This is a genomic window from Microbacterium phyllosphaerae (genome assembly GCF_050628115.1).
GTDB classification, from domain to species: Bacteria; Actinomycetota; Actinomycetes; order Actinomycetales; family Microbacteriaceae; genus Microbacterium; species Microbacterium phyllosphaerae_A.
The window spans coordinates 971,782-996,931 of sequence record NZ_CP192502.1 but is presented as its reverse complement, the minus strand read 5'-3'; the positions used below and the strand labels follow the sequence as shown (position 1 = coordinate 996,931).

The 25,150-nt window shown below is 67.4% G+C and carries 25 protein-coding genes; 7 read left to right on the top strand and 18 right to left on the bottom strand.

Annotated features, from left to right (window positions below):
- Positions 1–182 precede the first annotated feature (182 nt).
- From ACQ4LY_RS04500 to ACQ4LY_RS04480, 5 genes are all read right to left on the bottom strand, one after another.
- Positions 183–2,618 carry a CHAT domain-containing protein gene (locus ACQ4LY_RS04500; RefSeq protein WP_431074832.1) on the bottom strand — a complete coding sequence of 812 codons (2,436 nt, stop codon included), beginning with the start codon at positions 2,616–2,618 and terminating at the stop codon, positions 183–185.
- A 219-nt stretch (positions 2,619–2,837) separates the two neighbouring features.
- Positions 2,838–3,122, bottom strand: coding sequence for a hypothetical protein (locus ACQ4LY_RS04495; RefSeq protein WP_431074831.1), 285 nt, complete (start codon positions 3,120–3,122; stop codon positions 2,838–2,840).
- Positions 3,123–4,711: 1,589 nt separating this feature from the next.
- Positions 4,712–5,524: a PDDEXK nuclease domain-containing protein gene (locus ACQ4LY_RS04490; protein ID WP_431074830.1), complete on the bottom strand. Its 813-nt coding sequence runs from the start codon at positions 5,522–5,524 to the stop codon at positions 4,712–4,714.
- 186 nt (positions 5,525–5,710) lie between these two features.
- Entirely contained in the window at positions 5,711–6,157 is a 447-nt protein-coding gene (locus ACQ4LY_RS04485; RefSeq protein WP_431074829.1) for an HTH domain-containing protein, read from the bottom strand.
- A gap of 12 nt (positions 6,158–6,169) precedes the next feature.
- Complete coding sequence (locus ACQ4LY_RS04480) at positions 6,170–6,712, bottom strand: hypothetical protein (protein WP_431074828.1); 543 nt, start codon at positions 6,710–6,712, stop codon at positions 6,170–6,172.
- A gap of 31 nt (positions 6,713–6,743) precedes the next feature.
- Between ACQ4LY_RS04480 and ACQ4LY_RS04475 the strand changes: the two genes are divergently transcribed.
- Complete coding sequence (locus ACQ4LY_RS04475; RefSeq protein WP_431074827.1) at positions 6,744–7,133, top strand: helix-turn-helix domain-containing protein; 390 nt, start codon at positions 6,744–6,746, stop codon at positions 7,131–7,133.
- A 504-nt stretch (positions 7,134–7,637) separates the two neighbouring features.
- On the opposite strand, the gene ACQ4LY_RS04470 is transcribed toward ACQ4LY_RS04475, so the two are convergent.
- From ACQ4LY_RS04470 to ACQ4LY_RS04460, 3 genes are all read right to left on the bottom strand, one after another.
- The gene (locus ACQ4LY_RS04470) at positions 7,638–9,212 is read right to left on the bottom strand and encodes a S8 family peptidase (RefSeq protein WP_431074826.1); all 1,575 of its coding nucleotides are present in this window, start codon (positions 9,210–9,212) and stop codon (positions 7,638–7,640) included.
- Between the two features lie 120 nt (positions 9,213–9,332).
- A complete protein-coding gene (locus tag ACQ4LY_RS04465; RefSeq protein ID WP_431074825.1) occupies positions 9,333–9,815 on the bottom strand; it encodes a hypothetical protein in 483 nt (160 codons plus the stop codon).
- Positions 9,812–10,438 (bottom strand): RNA polymerase sigma factor, encoded by a 627-nt coding sequence (locus tag ACQ4LY_RS04460; protein ID WP_431074824.1) that lies wholly within the window; start codon positions 10,436–10,438, stop codon positions 9,812–9,814. The genes ACQ4LY_RS04465 and ACQ4LY_RS04460 overlap by 4 nt, the downstream gene beginning before the upstream one ends.
- A gap of 165 nt (positions 10,439–10,603) precedes the next feature.
- Between ACQ4LY_RS04460 and ACQ4LY_RS04455 the strand changes: the two genes are divergently transcribed.
- Positions 10,604–10,822, top strand: a complete 219-nt coding sequence (locus ACQ4LY_RS04455) for an SCO4848 family membrane protein (RefSeq protein ID WP_431074823.1) — start codon at positions 10,604–10,606, stop codon at positions 10,820–10,822.
- Between the two features lie 52 nt (positions 10,823–10,874).
- Here ACQ4LY_RS04455 and ACQ4LY_RS04450 read toward each other — a convergent pair whose 3' ends face one another.
- On the bottom strand, positions 10,875–11,333 hold the full coding sequence (locus tag ACQ4LY_RS04450; RefSeq protein WP_431074822.1) for a GyrI-like domain-containing protein: 459 nt from the start codon (positions 11,331–11,333) through the stop codon (positions 10,875–10,877).
- 88 nt (positions 11,334–11,421) lie between these two features.
- Positions 11,422–11,922: a MarR family winged helix-turn-helix transcriptional regulator gene (locus ACQ4LY_RS04445; protein WP_431074821.1), complete on the bottom strand. Its 501-nt coding sequence runs from the start codon at positions 11,920–11,922 to the stop codon at positions 11,422–11,424.
- Between the two features lie 111 nt (positions 11,923–12,033).
- Between ACQ4LY_RS04445 and ACQ4LY_RS04440 the strand changes: the two genes are divergently transcribed.
- Positions 12,034–12,825 carry an SDR family NAD(P)-dependent oxidoreductase gene (locus ACQ4LY_RS04440; RefSeq protein WP_431074820.1) on the top strand — a complete coding sequence of 264 codons (792 nt, stop codon included), beginning with the start codon at positions 12,034–12,036 and terminating at the stop codon, positions 12,823–12,825.
- 69 nt (positions 12,826–12,894) lie between these two features.
- Here ACQ4LY_RS04440 and ACQ4LY_RS04435 read toward each other — a convergent pair whose 3' ends face one another.
- Positions 12,895–14,301 carry an MFS transporter gene (locus ACQ4LY_RS04435; RefSeq protein ID WP_431074819.1) on the bottom strand — a complete coding sequence of 469 codons (1,407 nt, stop codon included), beginning with the start codon at positions 14,299–14,301 and terminating at the stop codon, positions 12,895–12,897.
- Between the two features lie 75 nt (positions 14,302–14,376).
- On the opposite strand from ACQ4LY_RS04435, the gene ACQ4LY_RS04430 reads away from it, so the two are divergent.
- Positions 14,377–14,958, top strand: a complete 582-nt coding sequence (locus ACQ4LY_RS04430) for a winged helix-turn-helix domain-containing protein (RefSeq protein ID WP_431074818.1) — start codon at positions 14,377–14,379, stop codon at positions 14,956–14,958.
- Between the two features lie 4 nt (positions 14,959–14,962).
- Here ACQ4LY_RS04430 and ACQ4LY_RS04425 read toward each other — a convergent pair whose 3' ends face one another.
- The 7 genes from ACQ4LY_RS04425 to ACQ4LY_RS04395 all read right to left on the bottom strand — a co-directional run bounded on the left by ACQ4LY_RS04425 (position 14,963) and on the right by ACQ4LY_RS04395 (position 21,045).
- Positions 14,963–16,102, bottom strand: coding sequence for an FUSC family protein (locus tag ACQ4LY_RS04425; protein WP_431074817.1), 1,140 nt, complete (start codon positions 16,100–16,102; stop codon positions 14,963–14,965).
- 163 nt (positions 16,103–16,265) lie between these two features.
- The gene (locus ACQ4LY_RS04420; RefSeq protein ID WP_431074816.1) at positions 16,266–16,952 is read right to left on the bottom strand and encodes a hypothetical protein; all 687 of its coding nucleotides are present in this window, start codon (positions 16,950–16,952) and stop codon (positions 16,266–16,268) included.
- Positions 16,952–17,869: an ABC transporter ATP-binding protein gene (locus ACQ4LY_RS04415; protein WP_431074815.1), complete on the bottom strand. Its 918-nt coding sequence runs from the start codon at positions 17,867–17,869 to the stop codon at positions 16,952–16,954. The genes ACQ4LY_RS04420 and ACQ4LY_RS04415 overlap by 1 nt, the downstream gene beginning before the upstream one ends.
- On the bottom strand, positions 17,866–18,255 hold the full coding sequence (locus ACQ4LY_RS04410; RefSeq protein ID WP_431074814.1) for a GntR family transcriptional regulator: 390 nt from the start codon (positions 18,253–18,255) through the stop codon (positions 17,866–17,868). The genes ACQ4LY_RS04415 and ACQ4LY_RS04410 overlap by 4 nt, the downstream gene beginning before the upstream one ends.
- 284 nt (positions 18,256–18,539) lie before the next feature.
- Positions 18,540–19,340, bottom strand: a complete 801-nt coding sequence (locus ACQ4LY_RS04405; RefSeq protein ID WP_431074813.1) for an ABC transporter permease subunit — start codon at positions 19,338–19,340, stop codon at positions 18,540–18,542.
- Complete coding sequence (locus ACQ4LY_RS04400; RefSeq protein ID WP_431074812.1) at positions 19,337–20,392, bottom strand: ABC transporter ATP-binding protein; 1,056 nt, start codon at positions 20,390–20,392, stop codon at positions 19,337–19,339. The genes ACQ4LY_RS04405 and ACQ4LY_RS04400 overlap by 4 nt, the downstream gene beginning before the upstream one ends.
- Positions 20,389–21,045 (bottom strand): TetR/AcrR family transcriptional regulator, encoded by a 657-nt coding sequence (locus ACQ4LY_RS04395; protein ID WP_431074811.1) that lies wholly within the window; start codon positions 21,043–21,045, stop codon positions 20,389–20,391. Before ACQ4LY_RS04395 ends, ACQ4LY_RS04400 begins: the two co-directional genes overlap by 4 nt.
- Positions 21,046–21,106: 61 nt before the next feature.
- Between ACQ4LY_RS04395 and ACQ4LY_RS04390 the strand changes: the two genes are divergently transcribed.
- The 3 genes from ACQ4LY_RS04390 to ACQ4LY_RS04380 all read left to right on the top strand — a co-directional run bounded on the left by ACQ4LY_RS04390 (position 21,107) and on the right by ACQ4LY_RS04380 (position 25,066).
- Positions 21,107–22,309 (top strand): class I SAM-dependent methyltransferase, encoded by a 1,203-nt coding sequence (locus ACQ4LY_RS04390; protein ID WP_431074810.1) that lies wholly within the window; start codon positions 21,107–21,109, stop codon positions 22,307–22,309.
- 469 nt (positions 22,310–22,778) lie between these two features.
- On the top strand, positions 22,779–24,083 hold the full coding sequence (locus ACQ4LY_RS04385) for a quaternary amine ABC transporter ATP-binding protein (RefSeq protein ID WP_431074809.1): 1,305 nt from the start codon (positions 22,779–22,781) through the stop codon (positions 24,081–24,083).
- Entirely contained in the window at positions 24,083–25,066 is a 984-nt protein-coding gene (locus ACQ4LY_RS04380; RefSeq protein ID WP_431074808.1) for an ABC transporter permease, read from the top strand. The genes ACQ4LY_RS04385 and ACQ4LY_RS04380 overlap by 1 nt, the downstream gene beginning before the upstream one ends.
- The last annotated feature ends 84 nt before the right edge of the window (positions 25,067–25,150 follow it).

The window sequence follows — 25,150 nt, the reverse complement described above, 5'->3', positions numbered from 1 at the left end:
CTTCTCGCGACATCCCCGGAGCAGATGGTGTCCTGTCGTTCCCTCACACTCCCCAGTGCACGAGGGTTTCCCCAGTTCGACTGCGCCTCCCTCGCGCTTCGTTTCCGAAGCCCTCCGCTGGCACCTTCTGCAGATAAGGAGCGAGACGTCGAGGTTCTGATACATCGACTGGAGAAATCTTTTCAGAGGCCGCTTCCATGGCACTGGAACGGAGCACGCACGCCGGTGGACTCGGACGCCGCGGCCAGCGCGACGGCGGGCGCGACACCGTTCGCGAGCTCGGTGTGCACGGCTCCGAGGAGTTCGCAGGCGACGTCGTCGGGCACGACCACCGGGGCCGCGATCACGCACCGGGTGCCCGCGTGCAGCCAGACCCGGGTCATCCCGAGCGCCTCCTCGCCCCAGCGCACCGAAGACCGCCCGAGCTCGCAGGCCGACAGCACGACGGTGTCGGGAGCCCGCGGGATCAGGTCGACGTCGTAGCCGAACAGAGTGCCGTCGACGAGCTCGAACCCCGAGAAGAGCGGGTTGTCGACCGCATGGCGTCCGTGCGCCGCGATGTGCAGGACATCGACATGCGTCGCGAGCTCGGTGACCGCCGAGACGCCGGCCTCGTCACCTGTCAGGATCGTCGCGTCGCTCCAGGCCGCCGCCGCCCGGCGCACCTCCTCCTCGGCGCGCGCGACGCGGGGACCGGCCGCGAAGCCCGCCAGCCTCCTCGGTGCGGAGGTGAGGGGCCGGTCGGAGTCGCCCAGCCAGCGCGAGACGGAGGTCGCGAGGGTGAACGGCGTGGCGGCCATTCCCGGGAGCATCGCCCAGGGAATGCCGCCGAGGATTCCAGGCACGGTGAGCGCGAGACGAACCGCTCCACCTGTCGCCGCGCGCGCCGGGGCGAGGAGAGCGTCATCGAGCAGGCCCAGCCTCTCGTCGAGCGACCGCCGCACGACTGAAGCCATCGGACCCGCATGCGTGAGGGCCGCGACATCCAGATCGGCGCGGAGCCCGTCGAGTGCGGCCTCGATGCGCGGCAGCGACAGCTCGACGATCGACGAACCGGATGCAGTCACCACGACGCACAGAAGCTCTTCGCGGGTGAACACGTAGGCGAGGATGGCCGTGTCTTCATCGAGTCGGTGCCTGGTCTCCAGCAGTCCCAGACGCTCGCGGCTGCCACCCGCCCCGGTCGAGGACCACTGCCGGTCGCGCACCCGGTCGCGCAGCTCGCGCACCCGAGCGTCGGTCGTCCAGTCGGACCCGGCGAGGTCGGCGCGGAGCATCCGCAGCTCGGCCAGATCCGACGACAGGGCTGCGTCGTGCGGGGGACGCACGGGCGCGACCTGCTGGCTCAGATGCCTGGCGCGCTCCGACCACTCGAACAGCACCTCGGGATTGCGTGATCGTGCGGCGGCGGCGAGACCGGAGAACATCAGCTCGGTGCCGTGCATCGCCAGCGACGCCTGCAGGTCGAGAGCGCCGAACGACTGCTGCCACGCGGTGAGCAGATCGAGACCCTCCGCAGCGAAGCGGCGGGCGTCGGCATCCCTGCCTGCGGCGGATGCTCTCGCGGCCCGCACTTCATGGGCCCGCAGTCGCAGCGGAGTCGGGGCGTCGGCGGTGAGGCGCGGCATCCGTCCTCCGTCGGCCAGCCGTGCCGTCAACGACAGGGCTGCGGCCTCGGTGCGGAAGCCGCCCCGAGTGAGCGCTGCGGCGGTGCGCGTGAAGTCCTCGGCCACGGGCCGCCTCGTGGGGCGGGCGCGCAGCCGGGCCTCGAGGCGGACGGCCTCGGCGCGAGCGGCCCAGCCTTCGCTTCCCAGGGCGGCGAATCGGCGGGATGCCGTCGCGGCGGCGCGCTCGGCGGCGGACGCGTCATGCCGCAGGAGCGATCGGGCGAGGTGGAATTCGGCCTCGCCGCGAGCCTGCCGCATGCGCTGCGCACCGAACTGCACGGCGACGGCGCCGAGCAGTTCCTCCGCCTCGGTCGTCAGGCCCGCATCGCGGAGCACCTCGGCGCGGTCGAGGTCGCTGATCGCCGCGGCGAGGTCGCTGGTGGCTGCGAGGATCGGGCGCGAGCTCGTCATCAGTCCCAGTGCGGTGACGAGGTCGCCGCCCAGCAGCGCGGCGTAGCCGAGGTTATGGCGCGCCTCGGCGAGCGGCTCCTGTTGGTCGTGCGCCTCGTAGGCGGCGACAGCGCGCTGAAGATCGGCGGTGCAGTCGTCGAGACGGTGCCGCTGCATGCTGACGATCGCTCGGCTCATCAGCAGGTTCGCGCTCTCGATCGACCCGTCGTCGAGTCCGTCGATCGCCCGCGTCAGGAACTCGTCCGCCTCGTCGAGGCGCCCGCCGTGCATGAGCAGGGTGCCGAGCTGTCCGTTCGCGAGGGCGACGGTCTCGGCGCTGAGCCCCGGTCGCGACAGCGCCTCGCGCGACAGCCGTTCGGCCTCGGCGGGCTCGCCGGTCTGCGCGAGCACATACGCCAGCGTTCCGTCGATGCGTGCGCGCAGGTCGTCGTCGTCAGTGCGGGCGGATGCCGCGGCCAGAGCGCGCCGCGCCTGAGCGAACCGTCGGGAGTTGGCCGCATCGACGCCGCGCCGGTGCAGCTCGCGCGCAGACAGGGGCATTCAACCAGAATGCCGGTCGGCGCGGTCTCAGGGAAGATCTGGGGCGGTATCCGAGGTTCTTCCCTCCGGTCGGGGCTGGGCGGCGGGAGTGATCATCCTGCGTGGAGGCCAGAATGGGGAGCGGCCCAGCCGAACCGTTCGTTGACCTGCGGGTCGTACAGGCGATACCCGAGCGGATGCATCACGTCGATCATCGCGTTGAAGTGTTCTCCGTCTTCCTCAACGTGAGGGGTGAACCCAGCTGAGGAGAAGGCAGTCCGTCAGTGAGAGCCGGGGCCGGAGCACGCCTCCGGTCGCGTTGACGGACTGGACCAGCCCTGACGCGATCCGGCCGGTGGTGTCGAGCCCGCGGAACACCATGATCTGCACGGCGACCTCTTGCTGCCCATTGGGGTAGGGCGGGATCGCCTGGGGGCGGAAGCCGATGGCCATCGAGCTGCGGTTGCAGTTGTCGTCGAGGTCGCTGTAGTCGGCGTACCAAGAAGCACCGGCTGTAGCGACCATTACCAGCACCCAACCAACCGGCTTCACCTGATCATCACTAGCCACTCGTCTCTCCTTCGCAGTGGCCAATCGGTGCCGTGGTTCCTCGGTCCACCGCGGGCGCCCGCGCGCGGTTTCGAAACCCGGTTCGCGGACGAAAGCATGGCAGGGTTGAATCATGCAGCGATGGATAAGGCGGCTCGCGGTCGTGCCATTTGTGGTGGCGGTGTTCACGCTGGGCGCCCTGTTGATCACGGGAGCGAGTACGGGACGAATGGGGCCCGCAGCATGTGACTATTACGAAGCCCCGCCCGGCGCAGTGGTTGATGAGAGCTACGAACATGCACCTCGAGCGAACGTGACCATTTTTCCCTTTGTGCTCAACTGCTCCTATGCAACCGGCGCACCTGAGCGTGAGGTCGTGGGACACGACTTGGGGACCGTTCCCCTGGTGGGGTCCGTGCTCTTCATTGTTCTTGCACCACTTGTGTGGGCCCCTCGGCGCCGCCCGGAGCCCACACAAGTGAATGATCAGCAGGCGTCGCGTTCGTAGGCGAGGCCCTTGTTCCAAGTTCTCCAGCAGTGGCCAGGCGCCGATGCATCGCGACCGCCCGTGGACGGTCTGATCGAGCTACTGCGGGCGACAGACAAAGTTGTAAGCGGCGCGATCGAGCGAAGAGACAACAAGAGGGCCATTCACGAGCAGCTGCTTGTCGATGCTCGAGCTGCTGTCGCATCCGCCCTCGCGCGTCAACGGGCCGCTCCTGCGCAGAGCTAGTCCGCTACGTCGCGACGTGCATGAACCGAGCGAACGGCGTATCAGTTTGCTAGCGAGGGCGGGATGGTCTCCGTCACAAAGGAAAGTCCGGCACTTTATCCCAGCTGAGAGGAGGATGTCCGAGGAACTGAGCGGCTTCATCTGCAAGCTTTTGGCCACAACTCCGATAGACGTGAGCGCAAGATTCAGCACCATGAAGTGAGAGGGAATGCCGGCCAGAGCTCTGAGGCCTGAGGACACTCGATGCGGCTATGGTGCCGCGTAGCGGCCCCGGCCATACTTCGGGGCGAAAGCCACGGACCAGGCCATGCGTTAGGCAATGCCTTACCTGCATCCACCCATCAGCGTCTTCTTCTGCTTCAGCCCACGTCCTCGATTGCTTCTGAATCCAAGTGGAGTCCCCCACTGCGGGTGCCTTCCACGTTTCGATTGAAAAGAGGGTCTTCCACGTGGCGCCGTCGCCCCACTGAAGGACGTTGCGAAGCTATTCATCAAATGTCTTCACGGTCGGATTGTTCATGGTCGCTAGTTTTGCGATCTGACCGAAGCTTTGGTTCCTGTGCGCGGCCACAAGGGCAACGAACTCCTCGACGAAACCCTCAAATGCTGAGACAGATGTCAATACGATCGCGGGGGCAAGGGCGCCGGCGTTCCCTGGGTTCCCTTTCGCTCGAGGGTGTAACTTCTCGAGCATCTTTGGAATCGTGAGGCTGGTGCCGTACCTGTCGACAGCCGTTTGCAGACTCGGAACATACATAGATCGGATCCCCTTCGTTGGACTCCGCGTTGCCCGCGCGCGTCCATGTGCTTGGTCAACGAGTCGTTGACCAAACTACCGATTCTTGCCACGAGTGAGCTCTTCGGCGAAGGCTCGAGTGATCGCGCTCTCGTCGGGGAGGGCCTTTTGCGCTTCCTCGGTCAGTTCGTATCGACTCACTGCAACGGGCTGCGTTGTTGAGGCGAGGGCGTATCGGACGACGGTGTCATTCTTGCCTGCGACGAGCAATATGCCGACTGTCGGTTGATGCTTTCGCGGGATGCGGAACCGATCATCGACGGCTGCGACGTAGAAACCGAGTTGGCCGGCATCACGCGGATCGAACTTCGTGGTCTTCAGTTCGATGACGACGTACCGGAGTTGCTCGACGTGGAAGAAGAGTAGATCGATGTAGAAGTCGTCGCCGTCGATGTCCAGATGTACTTGGCGGCCGACAAATGCGAATCCGGGGCCGAGCTCGTGCATCGTGTCGAGGATTCGGTCGACCATGCGCTGCTCAAGCTGGCGCTCTGTGGCGTCGCTGTCGATTGCGAGGAACAGCAGCGCGTACGGATCTTTCGTGATCTCTTGGGCCTGGTCCGAGTCGCCCCGTTCGAGAGCCCCAGCAAAGTTGCTCGGCGCTGCTGCTTCACGCTCATGAAGTCGAGTGCTGATCTGGTGGGCGAGCACCGGACGACTCCACCCGTGGAAGGCGGACTTGCTCGCGTACCAGTCACGCAGCTCTTGATCGTCGAGCTTCGTGATCAGGTCGATGACCTGACCGCAAGGCAATTGGTCAACGGGCCATTGACCAATTGGATCCGGCATCGTCCATGCGTCAGCGAACCGCCGCATGTATTTGAGGTTGGTGATCGAGAAGCCTGTCATCGCCGGGAACTCCCGGCGGAGGTCTGCCGCGAGCCGAGTGAGAACACCATCGCCCCAGGAGGGGAGTAGCGTCGACGGACCTCGGCACCGATCGCGCCACCACTCATCCTCCTGAAACACAGAACGGCTCGGGCAGGTGCCCGAGCCGTTCTGCCCACGCCCGAGAGTCGGGTGAGTTCGCTGACGTCAACGACCTCGCGCCTGGGTGATGGTGCTCATGAGGTACGAACATCTGATGGCAATGGGAAGCTTCACGTCAGCGGGAACCGATTGCGGGTCTTGCAGGACGCGCTCCACATCCTCAATAGGGACATGGATGAGTTCCGCGATGTTGCGCGTGCTGAGATGAATCTCCGCGTTGAGCGCCTCGATGATCGCCTTGAGGCGGTCATCATCCTCGATCTGCAGCCCGGCCGTGAGCTGCGCCGCGAGAAGTGAGAGGCGAGCGCTTTCGTCATCTGTCAGACCCGGCTCCTGGGGCGAGACCAGCACGCCACTATGTTCCGCGCTGATCGCCGCGTGAAGCCTCTCGGGATCAATCTGTGTCATCGCTTGGATCGCACGTTCCGTCACGATTTCATCAGTGATGAGGAGGTTTAGCTCCCCTGGAACGTTGAGGCTGTTCGAAGACATCATCCCCCTGGCTTACGGGTAGGTGTAGGACGTGGCGTTGGGCACGGTCTTGGCGACGATGACACCGAGGAGGTCCGCGGTGCCGGTAAGCGTTCCAGAGTACCGGTGCCCGTGCAGCTTACTCGTGGGGCTCGAGCCCGCAAACCCGAAAACGGGGTTGAACCCGCCGCCGAGGCCGCTGCTGAGGTCGGTGATGTGGAAATGGCCGACAAACCCTGTTGCCGGACACGTCATGTTGATGTTCCAGGAGTAGACCCCATTCGCGGCGGTGACGGTCAACGTGCCGCAATCGGACGGATAAGTCACCCGCGGCGCTACCGTTCCTGGCTCCACAGGAGCCGGCACGCTGACCATCGTGAAGGTCTGGGACTGTCCTTCCGCAAGCGTCACCACTTCGCCGCCGACGTCCAGCAGGTACTCGGCTTCCGAGGAGATCTGCGTGGCCGAGTCCTTGCCGACATCGACCGCCGCCATTGCCGGACTTGCGCCCCCTCCTGCAATGACTCCAACCGAGAGCAGCACCGTCGCTAGCAGTGCCTTCGTTTTCGTGTTCATGACTATCTTCCCTCCGTGTCGTACGTCCTGAATGAACGGTGTCAGTGGCTGGCAGCCGAGTCCAGGCATCTCATTGCCTGGACAACGGTTCGACCCAGGTCTAAGCTCGCCACGCGATGAGGGGAGAGTGTTTTCTCTCGCGATGGAGGAGCAGATGACTGCATCAGGATTTGAGCGGCCTACCACCGGTGCGGTGATGGTCGAGATGGGCGAAGACCTGAGGAAGCAGCCAGAATCGCGCGGTCTCACGCAAGAGCAGGTGGCTCACTCAGCCGAAATTGCCGTACACACATACTCCAGCCTGGAGCGCGGTCTATCGCCATCGGGTGGGGTCGCGAACCCCACGATTGACACGCTAAGGCGCGTCCTTCACGCGTTGGGCATTCGCGCCCCCAGGGTCCGAGAATTCCTCTCGCTCTGACCAACGTCGCGATCACCGCATCCACACTACGCGGGCAGCGGGCGGCACTCTCTAACCACATGGGGCGATCGCATCCTTCTCGTTCGAGCCCCTCTCTCACGGGTCGGTAGCCGGGCCCTGTCACGCCGTCGTGGTGCTCTAGCCGCTGCGCGCAACTCCGTCGAGATGCACCAGCGCCGCCGATCGCCACGACGGCGTAGGCGCGATCGGCGGCGCCAAAGATGACGAGATCCATGGCTGATGAGAACGACGACGAGATGAGAGGGGTAGAGGGCACGACATGAACACAGAACCCCACGAATGCGGACCTGCTGTTGGATGCGACGGTTAACGGACCCAAGACATTCAGCCTCGCCGCGATGATCGATCCCGTTCACTTGGGGATCGTCTCGTGAGATCCCACGCCGGTGCATCGCACCCGCTCTCTCGCTGGTGTCCCACGTCACACATAGGGTGTTCGTAGGCAGTCTCTCTAGAGGGTGCCTATATGAGAAGCCCCTGCACCTACCCTCGCTCGACCGGGGTCGGCAGCGTTTTGAGCACGGCGGCGACGGCCTTGGCCGCGGCATCCGCCTTCACCCCCTGCGGAGGCACCGTGCCGAGCTGTGCCGCGATGCGACCCGCGACGTACGGAGCGGCGAACGACGTGCCGCTCCAGATCGCGAAGCCGCCGCGGTAGTCGTCGGGGTCGATCGTCTCGCGGCGCAGTCCGTCGATATCAGCTCTCGTGGTCGCCTGCTCGCCGCCGGCGAACGCCGGCGAGGTACTGACCACTGCAGCTCCCGGCGCATATACCCGCACCCAGGGGCCGACGTTGGAGAACAGTGCGACAGAGCGGGCCGAGGGGTTGAGGGCGCCGACCGACACGTGCGGAGCGTCCGTGTCACGGGGAATGCCGTTGTCGGCACCGGGCCACGGCCAGAGGGATGCCGGGAACGACGGCCGGTCGATCGCGTCGTTGCCCGCTGAGCACACGACCACGCATCCGAGCTCCCGTGCCCTGGTGAGCAGCGCGTTGAGGGTCGTGCTGAACTGGCCGTCGACCGGGGTCTCGTGGTAGTACCCGAGCGACAGATTCAGGACGTCGATCGGATGCCCGGTCTTCGGGTCCTCGCGGTGGCGGCGCAGCAGCTCGACGACCTGCGCGACCGTCGTCAGGAAAGTGCTCTCGTCGATCACGCCGAGAGCGCCGGCCATGCGGATCGACAGGATGTCGGCCTCCGGAGCCGTCTGCCGGATGATGCCCGCGATGAAGGTGCCGTGTCCGGCGACCGCGTCGATCTCGCCGTCGAGCTGTCCGTAGAGATCGGGGTAGCGTTCGGGATCCGCGTCGTCCGTGAGTCCGACCGGCACGCCGTCGAGCTCGATGTGCCGGGTGACGATGTCGTCGGGCAGCCAGTCGTGCACGCCGCATCCGGTGTCGAGCACCGCCACGACCGGGCGACGGCCGCGCTTCGGAGCAGCGGTGCGCTGAGGTGCGGGGCCGAGCCAGGCGACCGGCTGTCGTGCGCCGCGTCCTGGTTCGAGGTAGTCGTCGCTGCCTCCGGCACCTCCTCCTGCTCCACGCACAGGGTTGGTGCGGCTGAAGGGGTTGGTGCGGCTGAAGGGATTCGTGCGACTGAACGGATTGAGCCCCACGGGGTCGATCGACAGCACGTGCTCGAGGCTGGTCCGGGGCATCGGCGTGCCCGAACTGCGTCGTGCGCGCTGCAGCACGCGCCAGGCATCGGGTGGCACGGGGGACTCGCCGCGGGTGGGTTCGTCGGGGGTCGTCAGATGGGCCCGGAGGAAACCGGGCACGCCGGGGACCAGCGGGTCGGCGGCGAGCACCGCGGCGGGCGATTCGATGTCGAGGTTCCAGCCGAATGATCCGGCGGCTTCGCGCAGCTCGCGGATCTCCTCGTCGTATGCTTCGTGACCGTTGTCCTGGTCCTGCGTGATCAGCAGGCGCTCCTGCAGATACGCGGTCGGGAACGCACGGACGCCGTCGACCGGCTCGACGGACGGATCCAGCGCCGTCCCTCGGCGGATCGATCCTTCCGCTCGGTCCTGCCAGCTCCATCCCTTGGGCTGCTCCATCGTCGGTCCTCTCCTCGCGGGCGGCCCCGCGTCCTGTGCGGGGAATCCTGCGAGGTGCGGGACTGGCCCTGCGGTGTGTGCGGGCGGGCCCGCGGTGTGAGCGGGTCGCCCCGCGGTGGATCACAACTCGAACTGCGGAGTCGACAGGGTGCGCTGCTCGTCGCCCACCGTCGTGGTGAGGCGCACGAGCGTCAGCCCGTCGGGCACTTCGTCGAACACGAAGCGACCCGTGTCGCTCGCGGTCGTGGTGCGGGTGCGCTCGCCCTGGGCGAGCTCGATCAGCCCGGCGGCCGTGTCGACCCAGCCGTCGATGCGGTGGGCACCGCTGGCGGCACCCGTGACGTGCAGGAGGATGCTCGTCGTGCCGTCGCTGAACTGCAGTGTCAGTGCGTCCGCGTCTCCGCGCACCGCGCCGAGCGGCTGCTCGACGAGGGTCAGCAGCGCATACTCCGCCGACAGGCCCTCGGTGGCTACTGCCGCGATCATGCGATCGATCAGCGCTGCGGGCATCGGATCCACGTCGCGCCACAGAGACCGGAGGTGTGCGAAGAGCTCGGCATCCTCGTGGTTGTCGCCGCCGTTGTTGCCGTCGTTCTCGCTCATGAGACGCCTCCCGGCCGTGGTGTCGGGGCATCGAGCAGGTCGCGCAGCTTCGCCAGGCAGCGTTGCCTGGTCGGACCGATGCTGCCCACGGCCATTCCGAGGTCGGCGGCGAGGCGCGCGTAGTCGGGTCGCTCTTCGAAGGCGATCACGCGCAGCAGCCGCTGGCACCTCTCGGCGAGACGCTGCACGGCAGACCAGAGTCGGCGGTTCTCGTCGCCGGTGGCGGCGTGGTCCTCGGCCGAGGCCTGCTCGGGAAGCAGTGCGTCGAGAGCATCCGCCTCCGTCGTGTCGAGTCGGTTGTGGGCCTTGCCCGCACGCCAGGCCTCGCGGCGAGCGGTGGTCGTCAGCCAGGCCGAGACGGCCTTCGGATCGGCGATGGAGCGGTGTCCGCGGACCAGCTGCAACCAGGTCGTCTGGATCACGTCTTCGGCGAGCGTCCGCTCGAGACCGTAGGCGCGCACCACATGCCAGAGCACAGGCGTCATCAGCCGCACGAGGTCATCCATCGCGCGGCTGTCGCCGTCCCGCCATGCGTCGAAGAAGTCGGCGGCTCGCCTCCAGCGTGCCGCGCCGTCGTCCGGTGCAGGATCGAGGGCGGCGCCGTCGGGTGCGCCGTCGATCATGAGTCCCATTGTGATCACACCAGTAAGGAGCACGGCAAGGGTTCGGTGATACATGGACTCGGTCAGTTTTTCGGAATATCGGTTTGCGCTCTTGGCGCGGGGCGTCGTCTGCCTGCCGTATGCCAAGTGGCGGAGGACGATTGCCGCGGGCGTTAGCGTGGAGGGGTGATCGCTCTCGCTGTCGTCCTGTTCCTCAACGCCGCCTTCAACGTGTTGGTGTGGCCCCGCTTCTACAAGCGCGTCGCGACCGACCCGCGGGCTCGGAATGCTGACGGCAAGGCCACGACCTTCCTCAAAGTGCACGCCGTGCTGATCGCGATCGCCCTGGTCCTCGCACTGGTGTCGGTGCTGGTCGGCGTCGCGGCGCTCACCGGCGCGCTCTGACGGCCGACCGGCCGACCGGCTCGGGTTGCCGAAACCCGGCCGCTCGAGATGGTCAGCTCGCTGAGACCGGCTGCTGCAACTCGGTGATCCAGTCGGCCTGGTCTTCGGATTCCGACTGCAGGTAGACCTCGCGGCACGGCCCCACGGCCGTTGCGCCCCGCTCGGTGATCGCGGTGTTCACTGCGCCCCAGCTCTCGTCGATCGTCGCCATGGATCCATGGTGGGTGGCGGTGAACGCCGACTCGACGGCGGGCAGCTCGACGATCACCAGGCCGTCGATGGCGGGCCCGTCGTAGGTGAAGCCGACGGTGATGCGCACGCCGTGCCGGTCCATGTCGTACTCGGCGATCGGCAGGCCCGGGTTCGCACCTGATGCCAGCAGCGCGTCGGCCACGCGGTCGAACAGCGGCCCGACGACCGCGGCGACCTCGGGCTGCGTGCCGACCTTCTCGGTCAGTGTCGCAAGTCGGACATAGGGAAGAGGCTTCTCGCTGATCTCCAGGGCTGACATCGTCGTCTCCTCAGGTAGGGATGTTCGGTGCGGCCGATCCTACGCATCGACACCGACATCCGACAGCGTCACCGGCATCCGACATGCCTCATGGGCGCTCGAGCATGGGCGGCTTCCATGCCTCGTCCGGTCCGATCGCGGCAGAGATCCTCCGACTGATCGCGCTGAGCTGGCGCGTCTGCGCGATCGTCAGGCTCTCGAAGATCACGCGCCGCACCAGTGCATGGTGGGCGGGAGTGGACTCGACGACCTTGTCGTGCCCGCTCGGTGTGAGGATGCCGAGCGTGAAGCGGCCGTCAGCGGGGTCGGTCTCGCGGCGGACCCACCCCTTCGCCTCCAGGCGGGAGACAGCGCGCGAGAGTCGCGAGAGGGTGCAGCTGGCGTAGCTCGCGAGGACACTGAGGCGCAGTGATCGATCGGGCGCGGAGTCGAGGGCGAACAGGATGCCGTGCTCGAAATGGGTGAGCCCGCTGTCTCGCTGCAGCTGAGCGTCGAGAGCGGTCGGGAGGCGCTCGATCAACGTGGCGACGGACGCCCAGATCTCCAGTTCGTCCGCGCTCAGTGGATCGTCAGTCGATTGCTCAGGCATGTCATGACACTACTTCATCTGCTCGGTCGTCACTTGCTCAGGCAAGTCAACCCACGTACAGTTACTTGCTCAAGCAAGTGAATGCGTCGCTCGGCGGCGCGAGGAGTGATCATGGATCTGCGACTGCACGATGCGAAGGCGTTCGTCAGCGGCTCTACTCAGGGCATCGGGTACGCCATCGCGGCCCAGCTCGCCGCAGAGGGCGCGGAAGTGATGCTCAACGGGCGCACCGCGGAACGCGTCGACGCGGCGGTCGAGCGCCTGCGTGACGAGCAACCGGGGGCCCGGGTGTCGGGAATCGCGGCCGACTTCGCGAATGTCGGCGAGGTGGCGCGGCTCACGGACGCACTCGGTGATGTGGACATCCTCGTGAACAATGTCGGACTCTTCGGTCTCGCCGACTTCGCATCGATCAGCGACGAGGACTGGACGCGGTACTTCGACGTGAATGTGATGAGCGGTGTGCGGCTGTCACGGGCGGTGCTCGGCGGAATGCTCGAACGGGGTTCGGGGCGCATCATCTTCATCAGCAGTGAATCCGGGGTCAACGTGCCAGCCGACATGGTGCACTACGGAATGACCAAAGCGGCGATGATCGCGCTGGGGAACGGCCTGGCGAAGCTCACCCGAGGCACCGCGGTCACTGTCAACACCGTGCTCGGCGGTCCCACGTTCTCGGATGGAGTGGCCGCATCGGTCGCAGCCGTGGCCGAGGCCCAGTCGCTCCCCGCAGAGGCGATGAAGGATGCGATCATCGGCCGGAACCACACGACCCTGCTGGAGCGATTCATCGATCCGACCGAGATCGCGAGCCTGGTCGCGTATCTGTCGAGCCCGCTGTCGTCGGCGACGAACGGCGCGGCTCTCCGCGCCGATGGGGGCGTGCTCACCGGGACGCTCTGACGGCCTCGGAGCATCCGACGTCTGCGGCTGGCCGCGAGCAGAGATCAGGACATCACACGGGGGTGCGGCTCAGGCGTTCTCGTACTGCTTCGCGTGCTCGGCCCAGCGCGACTCGATAGGCAGCGCGCGCAATGCGCGGTTGCCCAGTGCGAGCGCGACCGCGGTGATGCAGAGCGCCGCGCAGACGAGGATCGTCCACTCGCGGCCGATCCAGCTGAGTCCGAAGCCGGCGATCAGCGGAGCGAGCGGCAGGGCGCCCATGCCCAGAACGCCGGCCGCGCTGTTCGCCCTACCGAGCAGCTGCGTGGGCGTCGCGACCATGAAGTAGCCCATCATCCCCGCGTTGAGCGCGGGAAGAAGCAGCACCGAGGCTCCGAGCACGACCACGATCGCCCACGGTTCGGTGACCATCGAGAGCGCGATCGTGCCGATGGCGACGACCGAGAGTCCGCTGATCGCGATCGCACCGGCACGGATGCGGGGCACGAGCGTCGGTGCGACGACCGCCCCGACGAGCATGACGGCACCCACGGCCGCGCTGAGCGAACCGATCAGCAGTTCGGAGTAGCCCTCCTGCTGCAGCGCGTAGATCGTGGTCGTGATCGCGGCGTTGAAGCCCAGGTTGATGACGGTGATGATGAGCAGCACGCCGCCCAGATCGGGTCGGGACAGCAGCCACGTGAAGCCCTCGCGCAGTTCGGCCCACGCGGTGGTCTTGGGGGGTGCAACAGCATCCGCAGCGGTGTCCGCGGGAAATCCCAGACCGTCGGCCGGATCCACGGCGAGTCCCGCGGCGACATGCCCGTCGCCGACCGGATGCTCTCCGTTCTCCGGTGCGGCGCCCGCAGCATCGGCATCCGCCCCCGTGTCGACGATCCCGGCGCAGCGCACCTCTCGCTGCAGCATCCACGCGGTCACCGCCGCGATCGCGTGGCAGAGCGTCATGACCGCTCCGACGAGCCATCCGCCCACGCCCAGCAGCAGGCCGCCGAGGGGGCCGCCGGCGAGCTGGATCGCGGCATCGCGTCCCTGGTTCGCGGCCTGAGCGCGGCCCATCGCCTCGTCGGGCACGATCTCCTTGATGGCGCTCTCGCCCGCGACGTCGAACAGTCCGCTGCGCGCGGCCAGCAGCACGTCGGCGATGAGCAGCGTGGCGAAGGTCAGTGCGCCGCCGAGCGCGAGCAGGGTGAACGCTCCTGCCAGCAGGATGCCGATCAGAGAGCCGATCAGCATGAGGAGGATGCGCCGATGGCGGTCGGCGAGGATGCCGCCGGCGAGTGTGAGCAGGAGCCTGGCGACCATGCCCGCTCCGCCGATGATGCCGGCCTGCGCGGGGTCGTTCGTGACGATCAGGGCGAGCAGGGGGATCGCGAAGGCGAACAGGGCGGCCGCGAGTCCTTTGCTCGTGTCGCTCACGAGCCAGGTCAGGTATCGGGTGTTGCGCCACAGACGGTGGGGCTCGGTCACGGTCGTCATGGTACCCACCGTAATTGCGCAAGAACAGTTGCGCAATACTTATTGCGCAACTTCTTGTGCGGATACACTCTCGGTATGGAGGAGGCGAAGAAGGACGCGGACCAGGTCTGGATGACGTCGGCGATGCTGAAGGCCTACGCGCACCCGCTGCGTCGACGGATGATCCGTCTGTTCTCGCGTCGCGAGCACCTGCGTGCGGCGGACGTCGCCGCCGACCTCGACGTGCCGGCCAACAGTGCGAGCTTCCACCTGCGGGTACTTGCCGATGCGGGCCTCATCGAAGAGGCCCCCGAGCATGCACGTGACCGCCGCGACCGCGTCTGGAAGTCGCGCAGGGGATCGTTCAATGTCGGCGGGCCCGAGCATCCGGTGCCGGACGAGGCCCTGGGCACCGCCATGGTCCGCTCGGTCGCCGACGACCATCAGGACATGCTGAGCCGCGTGATCTCCTGGACTCCCGAATACCTCTCGGGCCGAGCGACCGAGGTGCGTGCCCACTTCTCGCAGCGCATGGTGCGCCTCACCGAGGCCGAGTTCGAAGCCGTGATGGAGCGCGTGCAGGAGGTCATCACCGAGGCGGTCGATGCCCATGACAAGGACGACCCGGCCGGGCGCTCATGGCAGGTCGACATCCTCGCCGCCGACGACACGATCTGAGCCGCTAGGCTCCTGCGCTCTCCGGATCGGAGTCATCCGCCTCGTCCGCCTCGCGGTGGCCGCTGAGGATCAGGATGCGGCGCAGATGCATGGCCGCGAGCACGCCCGGGCCCATCGAACGATGCACATCGATGGTGCGATCATCGACGGTCTCGAGCAGCAGGCGGATCGCCCGCGCCGCCTCGGCTCTGGCGCGGTGGTCTGCGGCGTCGAGCGGCTCCTTCTGGGCGATGATCTCGGCGACGGCGTGGCACGCGGCCGACAGCGGCTCGGGCAGGGCCGGGTCGAGCGCGAGGGCGCCCGGCCGATCCCAGATGGTGTCGGCGATCTCGTCGGAGATGTCGCGGATCAGGTGCGCGACCCGATCGAGGCGTGTCAGATCGGCATGGATCTGCCGCGTCTCTCCGCGTCGCCCCCTCGCCCGCGGATTCCCGCGGCGGCTGTCATCGGCCTCGGACAGGGCTGTTCGCAGCCCCGAGGTCGTGTCGGCGAGCGATGCCGCGTCGTCGGCCCACTGCTGATGCTCCGGCGGCCACGACTCCGAGACAGCCGTGCCGATGTCGTGCAGGTGCTCGCTCAGCTGAGTGCGGAAGGCGTCGACCCTGGCGGCGGCGGCGAGGGTGAGCGGGGCCGGCGCGATCACCAGGTTCACGAGCAGACCGACGACGACGCCGACGGCGGTCTGCACCAGATATCCGACCGAGTAGTCGTCCGCGTTCTGGCCGCCGATGATCAGCACGAAGAGCGCTGCCATCGGCACATACTCGCGACCCGCGCCGAACCAGCCGGTTCCCGAGACCAGCACGCCGATGCCGACGACCGCCGGGATCGTCCACCATGTCGGTCCGACGGTCAGCACGACCACCGCCGCCAGGCCGATGCCGGTGGCGAGTCCGAGCAGAGTCTGCAGCCCCGACCGCACCGACCCCATCAGCGTGGGATACATGCTCACGAGGGCGCCGAGCGGCGCGTAGTACGGGTACTCGTCGGTGACTCCGGGCATATGCGGGGCGATCAGCCAGGCGAGCCCGACCGCCAGGGCCGTCTTGGCGACGAGCAGCAGCCGGGCAGGATCGACCGCCTCCCGCAGGGAGCGCACGATTCCGGGGCGGCGTGCGCGCACTCGTGTTCTGATGTTCGTCACGGCATCCTCTCGTCCTCCTCCCCGAACCGTGACGCTAGCCGCTCGGCAGCTGTTCTCGCACAGGGTTGCATCCGGCGGTGCGGGCGGGTAGCGGTGGGAGCACGACGCCGGCCGCCCTGTGAGGAGCGACCGGCGTCGAGGATCGAGAAGAAGACCCGGAGGGTCAGGGAATCGCCCGGCGGAACGCGAGGAACGATACCCCGACGAGCACCACTGTGGCGACGAGCCCCCAGAGCGAGAGTCCGAGTGCACCCGCATCGAGGATGCCGGTCCACACCTGACCCCACAGCTCGAGCCTGGTGGCGAGGAACGCGAGACCCACGAGGATCAACGCGAGCCCGACGCCGACGATGGTGAGCACCGTGGGCCCCCAGCTCTTGTAGATCGTCGCACCGGTGAAGCCGACGACGAACAGGAAGAGCGCGAGGGTGAAGTAGACGACGAACGCGCCGAGCGGACCCGCCTCCCACAGCCACGGCAGGTAGAAGACGTAGCCGTTGACGCCGTATCCGTTGGTCAGCGTCTCGATGGCGCCGCCGATCAGGAAGACCACGCCCATGAACGCGCTGCCGAGGATGGCCGTGAGCAGCGTGCCGAAGAAGAAGTCCCGCCGGGTGATGCTCATCGCCTGAGAGAACGGGAAGGTGAGAGTCATCGCCGAAATGCCGATCGCGAAGAAGTACCAGAGCGGAGCCTGGCCGCCGCCGCCGTACTTCGGCTCGTCGGTGGGGATCATCGCATAGATGAGCACCGAAAGGACCACCGCCGAGCCGAGGACGATCAGAGGCACCCAGATGAAGGTCTGGCGGTTGATGAGCTGCAGGCGGATGACGTTGAGTGTGCGTCGCATCAGCGCACCTCCTCCTTCGTGGCGGAACCTCTCGTGGCGGAATCCGCCTCTGCCCTCTGGGTGAGTCGGACGATCAGCTGCTGCAATGAGACGGGGGCGAGATCGAGGCCGGATGCCGTGACCTCTGCGCGCTCGGCCGACGACAGCGCTCCGAGCGCGGTGACCGATGCCACGCGGCCGAGCGCCTCGCGGTGCAGGACCTCACGGCCGGCCGCCCACGCGTCGACCTTGGCGGCATCGCCGACCACGGTGACGGCGCGGTCGCGCACGGCATCCGTGTCTTCGTTGAGCAGGATCTTGCCGTTGTCGATCACGATGACCTTCTCGATGAGGTTCGAGACCTCGTCGATCAGGTGCGACGAGAGCACGATCGTGCGCGGATGCTCGGCGTAGTCCTCGAGCAGGCGGTCGTAGAAGATCTGCCTGGCGACCGCGTCGAGACCCAGGTACGGCTCGTCGAAGAAGGTCAGCTCGGCGCGCGAGGCGAGACCGATGATGACACCGACGGCCGAGAGCTGGCCGCGCGAGAGCTTCTTGATGGTCTGCTTCATCGGCAGCTGGAACTGGTCGATGAGTTCGTCGGCGAGCTCCTGGTTCCAGTTGTGGAAGAACAGGCTCGCGGCCTTGAACGCATGACGCGGGTAGGCGTCATCCGGATACTTCTGGCTCTCGCGGACGAAGCAGATCCTGTTCAGGACCCGCGCGTTCTCGTAGGGGTGTTCGCCGAAGACGCGCACGGTGCCGGATGACTCGAAATTCTGCGCGGTCAGGATCGACATGAGCGTCGTCTTGCCCGCGCCGTTGCGACCGAGGAGGCCGTAGATCGCGCCGCCCTCGAGGCTGAGCGACACGTCGTCGAGCGCGTTCTTCTCCTTGTAGTGCTTGGTGAGGTTCTGGACCTCGATGACGGCGGTCATGTGGTGGTCTTCCCTTCTGTCGGTGCTGCCTGCGCTGCCCGCTCGCGGAGCAGTGCGGCGAGGTCTTCGGCGCCGAGCCCCAGAGTGCGGGCCTCGGCGAGGAGCGGGTCGATGTAGCGGTCGGCGAACGCGGCGCGGCGCTCGCCGAGGAGCAGATCCTTCGCGCCGGTGGCGACGAACATGCCGATGCCGCGGCGCTTATACAGCACTCCCTTGTCGGTGAGCATGGCGACTCCCTTCGCAGCCGTCGCGGGGTTGATCCGGTAGAAGCCGGCGAGCTCGTTGGTCGAGGGCGCCTGCGATTCCTCCGGAAGTGAGCCGTCGAGGATCGAGTCCTCGATCTGCTCGGCGATCTGGAGGAAGAGCGGCTTGCCTTCTTCGATCACGAGTCCTCCTCCGCGGTTAGTGGGTTAGTTACTTGACTAGGTAACCACCGAACCTGGATCGTGTCAACCGCCACGTGTGGCAGAGGTGTGCGCGAGTTCCCTGGGTGGTCAAAAAGGCATCGCAGAGGCGCGATTCCGGTGCGTTTTTGACCCCGCACCGGCGCGGGGTGCCCCGTGATGACGGGTGCGAGGCCAGTTCTGCATCCGAAAGGCGCTATTGCAGTGGGGAACTGGCCCCGCCTGGGGGTGTGGTGCGGAACTGGCCCCGCCTGGCGGGCGCGCCGTCAGCCGCGGAGGTCGCGAGCGCGGAACGCGAAGAACGAGGCGACGACGAACACGAGAGCCAGGCCCCAGGTGAGCGCGAGGCCGCCGGGGTCGACGCCCTCGGCGAGCGGCGGCTGGCGGTAGACCCAGGAGTAGGGAGAGAGCGCGTTCAGCCAGTCGAGATCCTTCGACTGCTTGGCGAGTGCCTGGAGGATGTACCCGACGACGGCGACTCCTGCACCGATTCCGGTCGCCCAGATCCGGCGGCCGGTCACGGCCCCCGCGAGCAGGGCGGCGGATGCCGTGAGGAAGGCGAGTCCGGTGAGCGCCGCGCTCGCCCCGACGACCCGCCAACCCTCGAGGCCCAGCTCCGCGGAATCATTCAGCGCCCAGACGACGAGGCCCGAGAAGGCGCCGAGCCAGAGCAGCCTGACGAGCACGGCGAACGCGGACTCGAGTGCGTACTGACCGCGACCGATGCCGTGCGCCAGGTCGAGCTCGGCGCGTCCGCTCTCCTCCGCGCCAGCGATGGCTGCGGAGCCCCAGAGCACGGCGGCGATCGTCGTCAGCAGAAAGCCCATCAGCCCGTAGAACGTGCTCTGCGTGTATCCGGCGCCGCTCGAGATCTGGTCGTAGCCGAGCGTGTCGACGAGTTCAGGCGGCAGCGCCGAGATGATGTCTTCGAGCTGACCGCCGCCGCCGAGGCTCGGGTACAGCGGCAGATAGAGGAACAGCACGGCGGCGAGGCCGACAGTCCACCCGAGGAGGCTCCGCCACGAGTCGCGCAGGTTGCGCCGGAACACCGGAAGGATGCCGTTCATCGCTCCGCCTCCTCGTCGCGGATCGAGCGTCTCGTCGGGAGTGGGGCGTCGGCCTCGGGATCGGCTTCGGGATCGGCGCCGAGAGAGCCGGTGCTGCGCTGGCCGCGCGTGCGAGCCGGGGCAGCGCTCGCCGCATGTCCGCCGTACAGCCGCAGCACCGACTCCTCGAGGTCGGGTTCCTCGACCGTCAGGTCTCGGACCTCGAAGCGGGAGAGCGCCTTGACGAACGGATCGATGGCGCCGTCGACGGTGCCGGAGATGGTGAGGATCCCGTCGGCGTCGTGCATGTCGACCTCGGTGAGGCCGGGCACGCTACCGAATTCTGCGCGGGCTGCCGTGGCATCCGCTGTCGCGAGCTCGGCACGCACCCGTCGGATCGAACCCAGGCGCAGGGAGGCGACGTCGCCATCGGCGACGACCCGACCGTTGGCGAGCACCGCGACCTCGTCGGCGGTCTGCTGGATCTCGCTGAGCACGTGCGAGCTGAGCAGCACGGTCTGCCCCGCGTCCTTCGCCTCGCGCACCATCTGCAGGAACTCGCGCTGCATGAGGGGGTCGAGGCCGCTGGTGGGCTCGTCGAGGATCAGCAGCTCCGGCCGGTGCATGAACGCCTGGATGAGTCCGACCTTCTGCTTGTTGCCCTTCGACAGTGTGCGGACGGGACGCGCGAGGTCGACGCCGAGGCGGTCGGCGAGATCGCGGCCGGTCTGCACAGTGGCCGCGGAGTCACGGCTGCCCGAGACCTGGGCGTAGAACGACAGCATCCGATGTCCGCTCGATCGCCCCTCGAGGTGCAGCTCGCCCGGTACGTACCCGATGCGTCGGCGGAGTGCCGCGCCACCGTGTCGCGGGTCTTCGCCGAGGACTCGCACCGACCCGGAAGACGGGCGGATGATGTCGACCAGCGTGCGCAGCGTGGTCGTCTTGCCCGCTCCGTTCGGGCCGATGAGGCCGAAGACCGTTCCCGGTCGCACGTGCAGGTCGAGTTCATGCAGTGCCGTGCGACTGCCGTAGCGCTTGTGCAGGCGCTCGATCTCGATCGTGTCGGTCATGATGCGTCTCCGTCTGACGTGCTGTTCTCTGCCGCGAGTGCGTCGCGGGCGCCGTCGAGCAGTGCGGTGGTCGAGTAGATGCCGTGGGTGAGCAGCTCCAGCGTCGGCAGCGTGGTGCGGAGGAGACCCGCCGGGCTCAGCTGGTCGGTGCCCAGCGCGCGAGCGACCTGGGCGCGCATCACGACGGGGGCCAGCCCGATCAGGGTCAGGAGCATCGTCGTCATCTCGGGGTCGCTCATCGGCTCGAGCATGCCCGCAGCGCGCTGATCGGCGAGCACATCGCGGGTGCTGGCCAGAAAGCTGTCGAACAGTCGATCGGCGGCGCCGGATCCGTCGGACAGCATGCGGGCGAGATAGTCGACGTAGGGCCCGTAGCGATCGAGGTCGTGCAGCGCCGTGCGGATGCGGTCGCGGGTCGGCGCGACGATGAGTTCGTGGTCCTCATCGATGAAGACGCTGACCACGTAGTCGTCGCATTCGGTGCGCAGAGCGTTCTTGTCGCCGAAATGGTGCACGATCAGTGCCGCACTGACGCCGGCCTCCTTGGCGATCCCGCGCAGGCTCGTGGCGTCGAATCCGTCACGGGCGAAGGCGGCGATGGCGGCGTCACGGATGCGGGCGCGAGCGGTGAGATCGTCAGAAGCTGAACGCATGTACAGCATACTAAACACGTGTTCAGTCCGCGTCAAGAGATGCCGCTCGTAGTCTTGTGGAGTGGACTTTCCCTACAGCCGCCTGCGCCGCTGGCCCGATGTCGAGGCCGACAACCTGCAGGCCCACGACGCGACCGACCTGCTGCTGGTCGAGCGCGCTCTGGCGTTGGGCATCGACGGGCGCGAGATCGTCGTGATCGGCGACGAGTACGGCGCGATCACCCTGGCGCTGACTTCTGCCGGCTTCGACGGCGTGCGCGTGCACCAGGATCTCGCGACGGGGCGGCGCGCCCTCGAGCGCAACGCCGAAGAGCTCGGGCTCGCCGGATTCTCATCGCACGAGCTCGATGCGACCCTGCTCGACGGGGCGCGACTCGTGCTGCTGCAGCTGCCCAAGGCGCTCGCCGAGCTCGAGGAGACCGCGGATGCCGCGGCGCGCTGGGCAGCGCCCGACGTCGTGCTCGTCGCCGGTGGCCGTGTGAAGCACATGACCATCGCGCAGAACGAGGTGCTCGGGCGCAGTTTCGCCGAGGTGCAGGCGCAGCGCGCCGAACGGAAATCGCGTCTGGTCGTGGCGAGTGCGCCGCGGCCGGTGCCCTCTGAACCGCCGTTCCCGGTCGTGGCGCAGCACGACGGGCTGACCCTGGTCGCCCACGGCGGGGCGTTCGCGGGGGCGAAGCTCGACATCGGCACGCGGGTGCTGCTCGAGGTGCTCGGTCTCGACGGTTCACGACTCAGCATGGGTGCGCACACTCGGGCCGAAAGCATGCCGGAAGCGGCCGATCCGGCCGATCCGTGCGGCGTTGTGAACGGCGGCGAGCCGAGCCCGGGGCCGATCGCCGTCGATCTCGGCTGCGGAACCGGCGCGCTCGCCGCGTCATACGCGCTCGCACACCCGCATGCACGCGTCATCGCCACCGATCGGTCGGCCGCGGCCGTAGCCTCCGCCCGTGCCACCACGGCAGCGAACGGCGTCGGTGATCAGGTCACCGTGATGCACGACGACGCCGGATCCGAGCTCGCTGACGCGAGCGCGAACATCGTGCTGCTCAACCCGCCCTTCCACCTCGGCAGCAGCGTGCACACGGGCGCGGCGACGCGTCTGTTCGAGGCCGCGGCCCGCATCCTCCGCCCCGGCGGCGAGCTCTTCACGGTCTACAACTCGTCACTCGGCTACCGCGCCGAGCTGACCCGACTCGTCGGCCCGACCGAACAGGTGCATCGCTCTCCGAAGTTCACGGTGACGCGCAGCATCCGCCGCTGATCGCGCACGCCTCGGAAGTCCGTTCGCGCCTCCCTGGACCGAATTTCCGGAATCCGGACTTGTGAGGCGTGATCGGACTGCGGAAGCGCGCGGCCGGCCGCGGAAAGGCGCCTCGCGAAGCGCCCGAAACGCGCGCACCGCACCGCTCGGCAACCATGGCCGAAACCCGCACAATCCCCCGGTCAGCCGACGGAACTGAACGCTACTCGGAACGTCGGATTTGCCCCTGACCGGCCATTTCGTTACGTTGGTTGGTGGGCCTGACGGCCCGAAGACCAGTCCGCGACCACGTCCTTCTTTCGAATGTGCTGTGCTGCGAAGAGGCGTGGACGTACGGTCGATGCTCTATCGCGGTGGATCCGAAATCCGCCGTCCGCGCCGCCACAGCACCATGTCGAAACGGCCGGGAGGATCACCCGGGCGTAACCGAAGCAGGCTCAGCCACCCGAAGGCGAGCCGCAGGGGAAACGTGTCCGAAATCGCTCTAGAAGCGCGCAATCTGTACAAGGTGTTCGGGAAGAATCCGAGCAGTGCCGTCCGTCGACTGAAGGCCGGTGAGAGCAGATCCGCAGTCAGCGACGCAGGAACCGCCGCCGTCATCGACGCCAGTTTCACGGTCAACCGGGGTGAGATCTTCGTGATCATGGGGCTCTCCGGCTCCGGCAAGTCCACCATCATCCGCATGCTCAACGGGCTGCACGAGGCGAGCGACGGATCCGTCGTCGTGAACGGCGACCCCATCACGGGCATCCCGTCGTCGCGACTGCGCGAGATCCGCCGCGACCGCATCTCGATGGTGTTCCAGCACTTCGCACTGCTGCCGCACCGCACGGTCGCCGCGAACGTCGCATACCCGCTCGAGCTCAAGGGCGTAGGCAAAGACGAGCGCCTGAAGAAGGCCGAGGAGATCCTCGCCCTGGTGGGGCTCGAGGGCCAGGCCGACAAGCTGCCGTCCGAGCTCTCGGGGGGAATGCAGCAGCGAGTGGGCATCGCCCGTGCGCTCGCGGCCGACTCCGACATCCTGCTCATGGACGAGGCGTTCAGCGCCCTCGACCCGCTGATCCGTCGCGAGATGCAGGAGCAGCTGCTCGAGCTTCAGGAGAAGCTGCAGAAGACGATCGTCTTCATCACCCATGACCTCAACGAGGCCATGTTCCTCGGCGACCGCATCGCCGTGATGCGCGATGGCCGCATCGTGCAGATCGGCACGCCGGAGGACATCCTCACGGACCCCGCCAACGACTACGTCGAGCAGTTCGTGCAAGACGTCGACCGTGCTCGCGTGCTCACCGCCGCGAACGTCATGGAGCGTCCGCGCCCCGTCGTGGCCGAGACCGCCGGACCGCGCACGGCGCTTCGCCAGATGCGCGACGCGTTCATGTCGGCCACCTACGTCACGGGCCGCGACCGCAAGCTGCTGGGGATCGTCACCGACCGCGATGCCGTCAAGCTCGTCCGCAAGGGCGTGTCCACCCTCGAGTCGATCATCAAGCCGGTGCCGCAGAGCGTCAGCGAGGACGAGGTTCTGATGAACCTCTTCATCCCGTCGGTCGAGTCGCCGCTGCCCCTGGCAGTGGTCGATGCCGCGGGACGCCTGACCGGCGTCATCCCCCGCATCACCCTGCTCGCAGCCCTCGGCCCCGGCCCCGGCGCGACCGGCGAGCTCACCCTGCCGCTTCTTCCGATGCCGCAGGCCGAGATCGATGCAGTGCTCGATGACGGATGGACGGCCGACGCGCAGCCGGTCGCCGGAACGAGTGAGGAGGTGCGCTGATGGAGGGTTTCCGCATTCCCGTCGGAACATGGATCGAAGCGGTCGTCGACTGGGTCAAGACCAATCTCGACGGCCTGCTCGACGTCATCTCGTTCGTGATGAGCTTTCTCGTCGAGGGGCTCACCGACATCCTGCTGGCACCGAATTTCGTCGTCGTGATCCTGATCGCGGCGGTCATCGCCTGGGCCGTGCGCTCGTGGCAGCTCGCCATCGGAACGATCGTGTCGTTCGGGCTCGTCGTCGGGATGGACCTCTGGGTCCCCGCGATGCAGACGCTCGCCCTCGTGCTCGTCGCCGCCATCATCGCGGTGCTGATCGCGGTGCCGCTCGGCATCTGGTCGGCACGCAACGCCACCGTGCGTGCGGTGCTCAAGCCGGTTCTCGACTTCATGCAGACCATGCCGGCTTTCGTGTACCTGATCCCCGCCATCGTGTTCTTCGGCATCGGTGTCGTTCCAGGGCTCGTCGCGACGGTGATCTTCGCTCTGCCTCCGGGCGTGCGACTCACCGAGCTCGGCATCCGCGGTGTCGACTCCGAGACGGTCGAGGCGGGTCACGCGTTCGGCGCCAAGCCGGGGCAGATCCTGCGCGGCATCCAGCTGCCGCTCGCCATGCCGACCATCATGGCCGGCGTCAACCAGGTCATCATGCTCGCGCTGTCGATGGCGGTCATCGCCGGAATGGCGGGAGCGGATGGACTCGGAAAGATGGTCGTCGAGGCGATCTCGACGATCAACATCCCCAAAGGCGTGGAAGCGGGGCTGGGCGTCGTGCTCATCGCCGTCTTCCTCGACCGTGTCACCGCAGCTCTCGGCGCCCCGGGCGAGAACCACTCGTCGCTGTTCGGGATGCTCGAGCGTCGCCGCAACCGCGGTCACGACGAGGGGTCAGGCTCGGCTCCCTCGGACGACCAGGATGCGGCGGCAGAGGCGGAACGCCGCAAAGCCGCACCGCGTCGCTCTGCTGTCGGCGGCGTCGCGTGACGACACGTGGCTGACGAACGAGTCGGCTGACACGCAATCACACAGTACGAAACAACATCCATACGAAACGTGAGAGAGATACAC